General features: G+C 66.3%; 11 protein-coding genes. 5 read left to right on the forward strand and 6 right to left on the reverse strand.

The window, feature by feature from the left end; translation table 11 throughout:
* Positions 1–39: 39 nt before the first annotated feature.
* On the reverse strand, positions 40–192 hold the full coding sequence (locus tag VH88_RS15965) for a hypothetical protein (RefSeq protein WP_156146764.1): 153 nt from the start codon (positions 190–192) through the stop codon (positions 40–42).
* Positions 193–450: 258 nt separating this feature from the next.
* On the opposite strand from VH88_RS15965, the gene gap reads away from it, so the two are divergent.
* From gap to fba, 3 genes are all read left to right on the forward strand, one after another.
* The gene (gene gap / locus VH88_RS06170) at positions 451–1,458 is read left to right on the forward strand and encodes a type I glyceraldehyde-3-phosphate dehydrogenase (RefSeq protein WP_045810439.1); all 1,008 of its coding nucleotides are present in this window, start codon (positions 451–453) and stop codon (positions 1,456–1,458) included.
* Positions 1,459–1,921: 463 nt separating this feature from the next.
* Positions 1,922–3,118, forward strand: a complete 1,197-nt coding sequence (gene pgk / locus VH88_RS06175; protein WP_045810440.1) for a phosphoglycerate kinase — start codon at positions 1,922–1,924, stop codon at positions 3,116–3,118.
* A gap of 143 nt (positions 3,119–3,261) precedes the next feature.
* A complete protein-coding gene (gene fba, locus VH88_RS06180) occupies positions 3,262–4,347 on the forward strand; it encodes a class II fructose-bisphosphate aldolase (protein WP_045810441.1) in 1,086 nt (361 codons plus the stop codon).
* Between the two features lie 9 nt (positions 4,348–4,356).
* Here the strand turns inward: fba and VH88_RS06185 are convergent, their stop codons facing one another.
* Positions 4,357–4,980, reverse strand: a complete 624-nt coding sequence (locus tag VH88_RS06185) for a DUF2799 domain-containing protein (RefSeq protein ID WP_231576591.1) — start codon at positions 4,978–4,980, stop codon at positions 4,357–4,359.
* 95 nt (positions 4,981–5,075) lie between these two features.
* On the opposite strand from VH88_RS06185, the gene VH88_RS06190 reads away from it, so the two are divergent.
* Both VH88_RS06190 and rpoH read left to right on the forward strand, forming a co-directional pair.
* On the forward strand, positions 5,076–6,095 hold the full coding sequence (locus VH88_RS06190) for an RluA family pseudouridine synthase (protein ID WP_045810443.1): 1,020 nt from the start codon (positions 5,076–5,078) through the stop codon (positions 6,093–6,095).
* A gap of 230 nt (positions 6,096–6,325) precedes the next feature.
* Positions 6,326–7,213 carry an RNA polymerase sigma factor RpoH gene (gene rpoH, locus VH88_RS06195; protein ID WP_082064385.1) on the forward strand — a complete coding sequence of 296 codons (888 nt, stop codon included), beginning with the start codon at positions 6,326–6,328 and terminating at the stop codon, positions 7,211–7,213.
* 44 nt (positions 7,214–7,257) lie between these two features.
* Here the strand turns inward: rpoH and VH88_RS06200 are convergent, their stop codons facing one another.
* The 4 genes from VH88_RS06200 to VH88_RS06215 all read right to left on the reverse strand — a co-directional run bounded on the left by VH88_RS06200 (position 7,258) and on the right by VH88_RS06215 (position 11,681).
* Entirely contained in the window at positions 7,258–8,070 is an 813-nt protein-coding gene (locus VH88_RS06200) for a response regulator (protein ID WP_045810444.1), read from the reverse strand.
* Between the two features lie 106 nt (positions 8,071–8,176).
* On the reverse strand, positions 8,177–9,472 hold the full coding sequence (locus VH88_RS06205) for an adenylosuccinate synthase (protein WP_039244628.1): 1,296 nt from the start codon (positions 9,470–9,472) through the stop codon (positions 8,177–8,179).
* A 75-nt stretch (positions 9,473–9,547) separates the two neighbouring features.
* Positions 9,548–10,708, reverse strand: a complete 1,161-nt coding sequence (locus tag VH88_RS06210; protein WP_045810445.1) for a phosphoserine transaminase — start codon at positions 10,706–10,708, stop codon at positions 9,548–9,550.
* A gap of 46 nt (positions 10,709–10,754) precedes the next feature.
* Entirely contained in the window at positions 10,755–11,681 is a 927-nt protein-coding gene (locus VH88_RS06215; RefSeq protein ID WP_045810446.1) for a DnaJ C-terminal domain-containing protein, read from the reverse strand.
* Between the last annotated feature and the right edge of the window lie 24 nt (positions 11,682–11,705).

An 11,705-nucleotide genomic window follows, 5' to 3' on the forward strand; every position in this document is an offset into this window, starting at 1 on the left:
AGGCGGGGTGGTGCGAGGCGATCCTGAGTGTGTCTAAGGTCAGGTCGCGTGCATCCACGCCGCTTGCGTAAGCAGGCCGAAAAGTACGAGGGTAATGAGGAATACGGGGCTTTCCAGGCCGACAGGCGAGCGAACGGCGGCGACCGCCTTGGCGGTGCGTCCCTTCGTCATGTCGCGCGTCATCGTGGCCACGGGTGGCTCCCTGTTCTGACGCCAAGAAACCATAGCCGCTGGAGACGCACAACCCCTGTCGCAATAATTTTGCGCAACAGCTGGTAAAGAACCTCGCCCGGGGTGTTTCTTACCTCAAGCTGACGCAGACGATTTTCGAAGCGTAACCGTCCATCACATCATGTTACGTGCGCGGGGTTGAAACCCGCCCCCGACCGCTCCATTGAGACGCCAACCTATATGTAGCGCACAACACCCTACCGTTCAGAGGAGCTTCCCATGACCGTTCGCGTCGCCATCAATGGTTTCGGCCGCATCGGCCGTCTGGTCCTTCGCTCGATCATCGAGCATGGCCGCACGGACATCGAGGTGGTGGCGATCAACGATCTGGGTCCGGTCGAGACCAACGCCCACCTGTTCCGCTACGATTCGGTCCATGGCCGCTTCCCCGGCACGGTGACGTCGGGCGAGGACTGGATCGACGTCGGCACCGGCAAGATCAAGGTTACGGCCGAGCGCGACCCCGCCAATCTGCCGCACGCCGAGCTGAAGGTGGACATCGCCTTCGAATGCACAGGCATCTTCACCTCCAAGGACAAGGCCAGCGCCCACCTGAAGGCCGGCGCCAAGCGCGTCCTGGTCTCGGCCCCGGCCGACAACGCCGACAAGACCATCGTCTATAAGGTCAACCACGAGACCCTGACCGCCGACGACATCGTCGTGTCGAACGGCTCGTGCACCACCAACGCCCTTGCCCCCGTCGCCAAGGTGCTGAACGACCTGTTCGGCATCGAGCGCGGCTATATGACCACCATCCACTCCTACACCGGCGACCAGCCGACGCTGGATACGATGCACAAGGACCTGTACCGCGCCCGCGCCGCGGCCCTGTCGATGATCCCGACTTCGACCGGCGCCGCCAAGGCCTTGGGCCTGGTCCTGCCGGAGCTGAAGGGCAAGCTGGACGGCTCTTCGATCCGCGTCCCGACGCCGAACGTCTCGGTCGTGGACCTCAAGGTCGTCGCCGGTCGGGAGGTCACGGTCGAGGAAATCAACGCGGCGCTTCAGGCCGCCGCCGACGGCCCGATGAAGGGCGTCCTGTTTACGACCACCGACCCGCTGGTCTCGCACGACCTGAACCACATCGCCGCCTCCTCCACCGCCGCCCTGCCCCAGACCCAGGTCGTCGATGGCAAGCTGGCCCGCGTTCTGAGCTGGTACGACAACGAATGGGGCTTCGCGACGCGCATGAGCGACACGGCGTTGCAGATGGCGAAGTTCCTCTAGATCGCGATGAATCGGTGCGCCTCAATTTTTGGGCTTGGATCGCACTGATCGGGGCCGCCATCGCTTTGGTTGTGTTCGTTAGATCTACTACGCAATTGCTGACGCCTGCTGGCTTGTTTCGTATGTCGCTTGAGACCTACCAAACGAACCCACAGTTAGCCCCCTTCGGGCGCGATCCGGATTTTCGCCTAGCTGGTGTTAGCTTGCAGACCGCCAGCACAGCGCTTGGACAGTGTGAGTTCAGGCGCTGGCGTCACCTAGGGACGAACGTCAAAGCTTATTCTGACTCCAACCTGTTTCATCACTGGGAGTGTCGGTCTGGGTCAACTGTCGTGCGTGCGAATGAGATGTGGGAGCCGCATGTGGGCACCTCAGGCGTCGAGTTCTCTGCATGTCGGTCCGACCAATGCCGAAACTTCGAGAGTTCTTTTCAGCGCAATCAACTCCTAACTGGAGCCGACCAATGACCTTCCGCACCCTCGACGACGCCAAGGATCTCGCCGGCAAGACCGCGCTGGTCCGCGTGGACTTCAACGTCCCGATGGAGGGCGGCAAGGTCACCGACGACACCCGTTTGCGGGTCGCCCTGCCGACGATCCAGCGCCTGCGCGACGCCGGCGCCAAGGTCGCCCTGCTGGCCCACTTCGACCGTCCCAAGGGCCAGCGCGTTCCGTCGATGAGCCTGAAGCCGATCGTCCAGCCGCTGGAAGCGCTGCTCGGCGCCCCCGTCCGCTTCGCCGACGACTGCATCGGCCCTGACGCCGTGGAGGCCATTCGCGACCTGGATGCGGGCGGCGTTGTCCTGCTGGAAAACGTGCGCTTCCATGCGGCGGAAGAGGCCAATGATCCGGTCTTCGCCCAGAAGCTGGCGGATCTCGGCGATCTCTATGTCAACGACGCCTTCTCGGCCGCGCACCGCGCCCACGCCTCGACCGAAGGCGTCGCCCACCACATCCCGGCCTATGCCGGCGAGTCCATGCGCCGCGAACTCGATGCGCTCGACGCCGCGCTCGGCAATCCGCAGAAGCCGGTCGTCGGCATCGTCGGCGGCTCCAAGGTCTCGACCAAGCTGGACCTGCTGAAGAACCTGGTCGGCAAGCTGGACACGCTGGCTATCGGCGGCGGCATGGCCAACACCTTCCTCTATGCTCAAGGCATCGATATCGGCGGCTCGCTGGCCGAGAAGGATATGGCCGACACCGCGCGCGAGATCCTGGCGGAAGCACAGGCCAAGGGCTGCGACATCCTGCTGCCCGTCGATGTCGTCGTGGCGACCGAGGTCAAGCCCGGCGCCGACGCCCGCACGGTCAAGACCGGCGAGGCTCTGTCGGCTGACGACAAGATCCTGGACGCCGGTCCTGACACCGTCGCCCGCCTGAACGCCGCCGTCGATGCGTCCAAGACCCTGATCTGGAACGGCCCGCTGGGCGTGTTCGAGGTCCCGCCTTTCGACGCCGCCACGGCCGCGGCCGCCAGGCACGTCGCCGAGCGCACCAAGGCCGGCGCCCTGATCGCGGTGGCGGGCGGCGGCGACACGGTGGCGGCCGTCGGTCATGCCGGCGTTGCGGCGGACCTGACCTTCGTCTCCACCGCCGGCGGCGCCTTCCTGGAATGGATGGAGGGCAAGCCCCTGCCCGGCGTCGAGGCCCTGCGCGCCTGATGGCTCAGCGATGCAGGCGGATCACGCCTGCATCCTGTCTTCGAAATCGGCGCTGAAACGGTTGTAACACGGCGTGACTTCGCGCTGTCCCGCGTCTAATCTCTCGCCCAGCCAAAAAGACTATTCGGCTCAGGAGACTACCCATGGCGCGCATCACGCTGCGACAGCTGCTCGACCACGCGGCGGAGAACGATTACGGCCTGCCCGCCTACAACATCAACAATATGGAACAGGGTCTGGCGATCATGGAGGCGGCCCACGAGGTCAATGCCCCGGTCATCATTCAGGCCTCGCGCGGCGCCCGAAACTACGCCAACGACATCGTCCTGGCCAAGCTCATCGACGCCCTGGCCGAGCTCTATCCGCACATCCCGGTCTGCATGCACCAGGACCACGGCAATGGCCCGGCGACCTGCGCCACCGCCATCCAGTACGGCTTCACCAGCGTGATGATGGACGGCTCGCTGGAGGAGGACGCCAAGACCCCCGCCTCCTACGAATACAACGTCGACGTCACCCGTCGCGTCACCGAAATGGCCCACGCCTGCGGAGTCTCGGTCGAGGGCGAACTGGGCGTGCTGGGCTCGCTGGAAACCGGCATGGGCGAGGCCGAGGACGGCCACGGCTTCGAGGGCAAGCTGGACCACTCGCAACTGCTGACCGACCCGGATCAGGCCGTCGATTTCGTCGCCGCCACCAAGGTCGACGCCCTCGCCATCGCCATGGGCACCAGCCACGGCGCCTACAAGTTCACTCGCCAGCCGGACGGCGAGATCCTGGCCATGAACGTGATCGAGGAAATCCACCGCCGGCTGCCCAACACCCACCTGGTGATGCACGGCTCGTCTTCCGTGCCGCAGGACCTGCAGGACATCATCAACCAGTACGGCGGCGAAATGCCCCAGACCTGGGGCGTGCCGGTCGAGGAAATCCAGCGCGGCATCAAGCACGGCGTGCGCAAGGTCAACATCGATACCGACAACCGCATGGCCATCACCGGCGCCATCCGTAAGGCCCTGATGGAGAAGCCGGGCGAGTTCGACCCGCGCTATTATCTGAAGCCCGCCAAGGAGGCGATGAAGAAGCTCTGCATGGAGCGCTACCAGCAGTTCGGCTGCGAGGGCCAGGCCTCCAAGATCCGCCCGCTTTCCACCGCCCAAATGGCGAAGCGCTACGCCTCGGGCGACCTGGATCCGTCCTTCCGCGGCGCATCCGTCAAGGCCGCCTAGGACCGTCGTCTAGACCGGGTAGCGGCCGCTCAGTTCGCGCCGCACCCGGCGAACGTCCCATTCCGCCCGATCCAGAGCGTCGCGGGCCTCTCGGGCATTGCGACGCGCATCGCGGATTTCGCCTCTTACTTCTTCGATGCGGTCACGAATACGCTCCCGCTCCTCGTCCGTCAGGTCCTCGCCGCGCAACTCACGCTGCTTGGCCTCCAGCTTGTCTTCGCGGTTCTCGATCCGGGCCTCTGCGCTGCTCAGCGCGCCTTGCGCCGTCTCGTAGGCGTCCTCGACCTCATGCAGCAGACGGCCGTCACGATAGGCCGGCAGGAACGCCTGCTCCTCCTCCGGCCGACAAACGCCGTAATAGGCATTGCCCGCCCTCCCTTCCTCCCAGCCGCGCTGGAAGGTGCAATAGGTCCGCAAGCCATCCTCACGCGCCGAGCCGTAGGCGGCCGGGTTGGGTGCGATCTGAAACTTGGCGCAGGCTTTGGCGTGGTCGTCCAGTCGCGTCATCGGATAGCCCGACGCCCCGTCCGCATAGCCCTTCTCGCCCCAGGCGCCGGCGAGGCATTCGTCCTTGCTCATGGTCGTGCAACTGCTCAGCAGCGCCGCCGCGGCGAACGCGCTCCCGGCGATCATCAACCGCTTCATCGGATGTCCCCTACGCCCCCAAGCTTGACTATCACCTCACCCCCGCCCCTCGCGCAAGCGGCCGGTCGTGCTAGGGAGACGACGTGTCCGCCCAAGATCTGATCGATGACGACGAAGACCCTGCAACCGGCGCCCCCGCCGAGGTGCTGGAGGCTCGCATCGACGCGGCCGGCGTTCGCCTGGACAAGGCCCTGGCCGGCGCCTTCCCCACCCTGTCGCGCGCCCGGCTCCAGGCCCTGCTGGCCGAGGGCGCTGTCAGTCGCGATGGCGCGGTCCTGACCGGCGGTTCCGCCAAGGCCCAGCCCGGCCTCTACGCCGTCGCCCTGCCGCCCGTCGCGCCGGCCATGCCTCAGCCCCAGGCCATTCCCCTGATCGTTCTCTACGAGGACGCCGACCTGATCGTCATCGACAAGCCTGCAGGCATGGCCGCCCACCCCGCGCCCGGCACGCCCGACGGCACCCTGGTCCACGCGCTGCTGGCCCATTGCGGCGACAGCCTCTCGGGCATCGGGGGCGTCGCCCGCCCCGGAATCGTTCACCGGCTGGACAAGGACACCTCCGGCGTCATGGTCGCCGCCAAGACCGACCGCGCCCACGCCGGCCTGTCCGCCCTGTTCGCTGCGCACGACATCGAGCGCACCTACATCGCCCTGACGCGCGGCGCGCCGTCGCCCGCGACCGGCCGCATCCACACCCGCATCGGCCGCTCCACCGGCGACCGCAAGAAAATGGCGGTCCTCAAGGCCGGCGGTCGCGAAGCCATCACCGACTATGTCGTCCAGGCGACCTTCGGGCAGCCCGCGAAAGCTGGCGGCGCCCCCATGGCCGCGCGTGTCGCCTGCACCCTGCATACCGGCCGCACCCATCAGATCCGCGTCCACCTGTCGTCCAAAGGCGCGCCGATCCTCGGCGACGCGACCTACGGCTCAGGCAGCCCCGCCATACCCGTCCGCACCGCCATCGCCGAAGCGGGCCTTGAGCGTCAGGCCCTCCACGCCGCCGTCCTGGGCTTTGTCCATCCTGTCACGGGTGAGGCGCTTCGCTTTGAGACCGCGCCCCCGTCTGACATGCAGCGTCTCGAAACGCGCCTCGCCGAGCTCTGAACAGCCGCCCGTCTAGGCAGGTCTTGAATAGCAACTGACGAAGTTCTATATACGACGTCGATCGGCGCGAGTGGCGCCAAGGCCACGGTCACGCTTTCGTGTGACGATCCGCCTCTAAAAATGGCGGCAACCCATCGCTACTTTACCGGTTGAGGGGTGAGACGTCGGCGCACACACCGTGGCCGATGACGAAGAGCCCGCTCGTTCAAGACGGTCGGAGGGACCTGTATATGGCTGCCAATAGTACGCTCGCGGTGATGTCGCCTGAACAAGGCCTGTCGCGTTATCTGACGGAAATCCGCAAGTTTCCGATGCTGAGCAAAGACGAGGAGTTCATGCTCGCCAAGCGTTGGTCCGAGCACCAGGACCCCGAAGCCGCCCACCGTCTCGTCACCTCGCACCTTCGTCTCGTGGCCAAGATCGCCATGGGGTATCGCGGCTACGGCCTGCCGATCGGCGAAGTCATCTCCGAGGGCAACGTCGGCCTGATGCAGGCCGTCAAGAAATTCGACGCCGACAAGGGTTTCCGCCTGGCGACCTACGCCATGTGGTGGATTCGCGCCTCGATCCAGGAATACATCCTGCGCAGCTGGTCGCTCGTGAAGATGGGCACCACCGCGGCGCAGAAGAAGCTGTTCTTCAACCTGCGCAAGGCCAAGAGCCAGATCTCGGCCTTCGAGGAAGGCGATCTGCATCCTGAACACCTCGCCGCCATCGCCACCAAACTGGGCGTGACGGAGGAAGAGGTCACCAACATGAACCGCCGTCTCGGCGGCGATGCCTCGCTGAACGCCCCTCTGCGGGCCGACGGCGAAAGCGAGTGGCAGGACTGGCTGGCCGACGACACGGCCGTGTCCCAGGAAACCCAGCTCGCCGACGACGAGGAAAGGGGCATCCGCATGAGCCTCCTGCAAGAGGCCATGGAAGAGCTGACCGATCGTGAGAAGCACATCCTCACGGAACGTCGCCTCAAGGACGATCCGGTCACGCTGGAAGAACTCGCCGGCCAGTACGGCGTCTCGCGCGAGCGCGTACGTCAGATCGAAGTCCGCGCCTTCGAGAAGCTGCAAAAGGCCATGCGCGCCGCCGCCGAAGAGCGGAACCTGGTCGACGCCTGAGTAACTCGGTCCGCTGCGCCTTCAACGGCGCGGCGGACGATCCATCATGACGCGCGCGCCACCGGCGCCGCTTCATTGGCCGCTCTCGCAGCCGCCACCACCGTGCCGATCGGCTGGGCCAACCCCGCCTTCGTCACCTGACCGCTGGCCACATAGGCCTGCAGGGTCGCCACGGCCATCGCCAGTCGCGCGTCCGCCGTCTTGATGGCCAGACCGTTCAGCGTCTCGGCCTGCTGGCGAATGGCGCGCGTCGCCTGCGACGGATCCTGCTCGAACTGCGACATGGCCGAAACCAGGATCCGCGACGCCTGATCGCGGATTTCAGCGGCGCCGCCTCCGGCTGCACCATCGCTGCGGCGCTTGCGGGCGCCTGAATATTCACCTGAGTTAAACCGGCGACGATCCGGTCCGACATAGCCGACCGCCTCGATCCAGGGCCGGGGCTTCAACGTCACATTCTCGACCCGCTTGAACAGGTCGCCCGTCGTGAACGGCTTTCTCAAGAACTCGTGGATGCCGGCGTCGCGCGCGCCCTTGATCGCCGCGGCGGTCGCCTCGCCCGTCACCATGATGATCGGCGACATGCGGCACGACATGCTGGAGCGCCGAATGCGCCGCGCCAGCGTCTCGCCGTTCAGCCTGTCTCCGGACCGTTCTGTAAAGATCACGCCCGGCTCGACGTCGCGCAGCAGCTCCAGCGCCCGCTCCTCGTCGCCCTCGGAATAGACCTCGCGCGCACCCATGCCCTTCACGATGTCCGTCAGCAGTCGCGCCGACGACAGATTGGCGTCCACGATGACCACCCGACGAAGCGACGGCTCCATGCGGCTTATGGTTCTGGCGTTTGCGGCGAACACATCAGACTCCGAGTTTGGAGCCGTTATCCTTACCGCCGACGGGTTAAGACCTGTTGAATAGGTCTTTCTGCGTAGTCCGCCGCCTCACGCCGCCCCTTCCAAAGCCTCAGCCCTGGAACGGATCGCGCATCAGAATGGTGTCGTCGCGTTCGGGGCTGGTGGACAGCAGGGCCACCGGCGCGCCGATCAACTCCTCGATCCGGCGCACATATTTGATGGCGTTGGCGTTGATGTCCTTGAAGCTGCGGACACCGGCCGTGCTTTCGCTCCAGCCTTCCAACTCCTCGAACACCGGCTCGGCCGCGCCCTGGGCCTTCAGGCTTGAGGGCAGATAGTCCAACACCTCGCCGTCGACTTTATAGCCGACGCAGATCTTCAGCGTCTTCAACCCGTCCAGCACGTCCAGCTTGGTCAGGGCGATCCCGTCGATGCCGTTGATCGCCACGGACTGGCGCACCAACACGGCGTCGAACCAGCCGCAGCGGCGCGCGCGGCCGGTGTTCACGCCCACCTCACGCCCCACGGTCGCCAGATGCGCGCCGACCTCATCATTCAGTTCGCAGGCGAAGGGGCCTTCTCCGACGCGCGTCGTATAGGCTTTCACGATGCCCAGCACATAACCGACGCCCCGCGGACCGATGCCCGACCCCGCCGCCGCCTGGCCGGCGACTGTGTTGGAACTGGTGACATAGGGATAGGTGCCGTGATCCACGTCCAGGAAAGCGCCCTGCGCGCCCTCGAACAGCACGCGCTTGCCGTCCTTCTGCGCCTGGTCCAGCACGCGCCAGGCCGGTTTCACATAGGGCAGGATCTTCGGCGCGATCTCCAGCAACTGGGCCAGCAGCGCGTCGGGATCGATCGGCTCCAGCCCCAGACCGGCGCGCAGCGGATCGTGGTGCGAGCGCAAACGATCGATCTTGACCTTCAGATCGTCTTCATTGGCCAGATCGCAGACCCGAATGGCGCGACGCCCCACCTTGTCTTCATAGGCCGGACCGATGCCCCGCCCGGTCGTGCCGATCTTCGCGCCCGGCGCGCTGGCCGCCGCCTCGCGCGCGACGTCCAGCGCAGGGTGGATGGGCAGGATCAGGCAGGCGTTGTCTGCGATGGTCAGGATTTCAGGGCTGATCGCCACGCCTTGGGCGGCGATCTTTTCGATCTCGCCGACCAGATGCCACGGATCGACGACCACGCCATTACCGATGATCGACGGCTTGCCCTGCACGACACCCGAAGGCAGCAGCGCCAGCTTGTAGACCTTGCCGTCCACGACTAGCGTATGACCGGCGTTATGTCCGCCCTGGAACCGCACGACCATGTCGGCGCGGTTGGACAGCCAGTCCACGATCTTGCCCTTGCCCTCGTCGCCCCACTGGGCGCCGACCACCGCTACGTTCGCCAAAACCGTCTCTCCGCACTGGAATGCGGGCGCAGCCTATAGCGAGGGAATCGTCCGATGTCGTCCCGTCAGGCGGATTTATCCGACTTCGCCAACCGCCGTCTCGAACGCCCATTCCAGCCAGGGCGTCGCCGCAACCACATCGGCCGTCTCGACCGTGCAGCCGCACCATAGCCTGAGGCCCGGCGGCGCATTGCGGTGCGGCTCCATGTCGAACACGGCCGCCTCGCCTTCCAGCAGGGCCTTGAACCGCATGACAAAGGCCTTCTGCGCCTTGTCGTCCAAGGCCGCGATCCGCGCATCGGTGAACTTCAGGCAGACCGAGGTCGTCGACCGGATCTCCGGTCGATCCGGCAGGAAGGCGATCCAGTCGGTGCGCTCCACCCATTGCGCCAATGCGGCATAGTTGGCGTCTGTCCGCCGGATCAGTTCGCTCAATCCGCCGATGTCCTTCGCCCAGTCCAGGGCGTCGATCCAGTCTTCGAGGGTCAGGATCGAGAAGGTGTTGATCACCACCCCGTCCGCCAGCGCCCGATCGAACCATCCCTTGCCGTCGGTCAGCCGCAGCAGTTTCGGAATCGCCCGATCCGGTCGGAAGGTATCCAGCCGCTCGACCGCGCGCGGCGACAGCACCATCACCCCGATCCCCGCCTCGCCGCCCAGCGCTTTCTGGAAGCTGAAGGTCACGACATCCAGCTTGTCGAACGGCAGCGGCATGGCGAAGGCGGCGGAGGTCGCGTCGCAGATCGCCAGCCCACCGCGATCGTCGGCGATCCAGTCGGCGTCCGGCACCCGCACGCCCGAGGTCGTGCCGTTCCACGGGAACACCACGTCCTTGGACCAGTCGGCACGGCTCAGATCCGGCAGCTCGCCCCACGGCGCCGTCAGGGCCTCGGGCTCCAGCCCCAGATGATCCTTCACGTCGGCCAGCCAGGTCAGCCCGAAGTTCTCGAACGCCACGACCTGCACCGGCCGCGCGCCCAGCATCCCCCACAGCGCCGCCTCGACCGCGCCTGTGTCAGACCCCGGCGTATACAGCATCACATGGCTGTCAGGCACTTCCAGCACTTCGCGCGTCAGCCGCAGGCCATGCGCGAACCGCTCCACCACTTCCGGCGCGCGAATACCGCGTCCCAGCAGGTCGGACGGCAATCCGCCCAGCGCATAGCCCGGCCGCTTCGCCGTCGGCCCTGCCGAAAACCACGGCCGCGCGGGCTTCACATCAGGCTTCGTGCTCATGCTCTCTTCCTTTGGCGCAACCGCGCTTCACGCTGCTTGAGCGCGCTCACCGCCCCGGCGTATAAGGCCGCTTGGCCCGCCAATCCTCTGCGAAGGCGGTCAGTTCGGCGTCCGGCGCATCCGGCAGCGTCACCATCACCCGCGCCAGCAGATCGCCGCGCCTGCCTTGCGCGAACGCGCCGCGCCCCTTCAGCCTCAGCACCTTGCCCGAGTTCGAGCCGGCCGGCAGCGTCATCTGCACCACGCCCTCCGGCGTCGGCACCCTCACCTTGGCGCCCAGCACCGCGTCGGGCACCGACACCGGCAGATCCATCGTCAGGTCCGCCCCGTCACGCTTGTAGATCGGGTGCGGTTCGATCCTCAGTTCGATCAGGGCGTCGCCGTTCTCGGCCCCGCGCCCCGGCGATCCCTGGCCGCGCAGGCGGATCGTCTGGCCTTCCGACGCCCCCTTTGGAATGGTCACGTCCAGAGTGCGCCCGTCCGAGAACTGAATCCGCCGCGTCGCCCCGGCGATGGCGTCTTCCAGACTGATGTCCAGCGTCGCCTTCACGTCCTGACCGCGTGAGGTGAAGTCCCTCGCGCCGCGCTGACGCCCGGCCCCGCCGAACATGCCGAACAGCTCGTCCAGATCAACGCCTTCGAAGTTGGCCCGGCCGCCCGGCCCGCCGCCTTGTCCGAACGGATTGCCGCCCTGGCCGAACGGGCTGCCGCCGGCGCGACCGCCCCCGCCGAAGCCGCGATACTGTTCGTTGCCGTCGCCGTCGATCTGGCCGGCGTCGTATTTGGCGCGCTTTTCCTTGTCGCCCAGGATGTCGAAGGCCGCCGTCACCCGTTTGAACTTGTCCTCGGTGATCTTGTCGCCGGGGTTCTTGTCGGGATGCAACTCCTTGGCGAGCTTGCGATACGCCTTCTTGACCTCGTCCGCGCTCGCGCCCTTCGAAACGCCCAGTTCCTTGTAGGGGTCGCCTGCCACGTCCGTTGTCACTCCAGCTGAAAA

The organism is Brevundimonas sp. KM4 (genome assembly GCF_000964075.1).
Taxonomy (GTDB): Bacteria; Pseudomonadota; Alphaproteobacteria; order Caulobacterales; family Caulobacteraceae; genus Brevundimonas; species Brevundimonas huaxiensis.

Excerpts from the sequence above, each read along its gene's own strand:
- gap (WP_045810439.1), top strand. The coding sequence starts at position 451 with ATGACCGTTCGCGTCGCCATCAATGGTTTCGGCCGCATCGGCCGTCTG.
- pgk (WP_045810440.1), top strand. The coding sequence starts at position 1,922 with ATGACCTTCCGCACCCTCGACGACGCCAAGGATCTCGCCGGCAAGACC.
- fba (WP_045810441.1), top strand. The coding sequence starts at position 3,262 with ATGGCGCGCATCACGCTGCGACAGCTGCTCGACCACGCGGCGGAGAAC.
- VH88_RS06185 (WP_231576591.1), bottom strand. The coding sequence starts at position 4,980 with ATGATCGCCGGGAGCGCGTTCGCCGCGGCGGCGCTGCTGAGCAGTTGC.
- rpoH (WP_082064385.1), top strand. The coding sequence starts at position 6,326 with ATGGCTGCCAATAGTACGCTCGCGGTGATGTCGCCTGAACAAGGCCTG.
- VH88_RS06210 (WP_045810445.1), bottom strand. The coding sequence starts at position 10,708 with ATGAGCACGAAGCCTGATGTGAAGCCCGCGCGGCCGTGGTTTTCGGCA.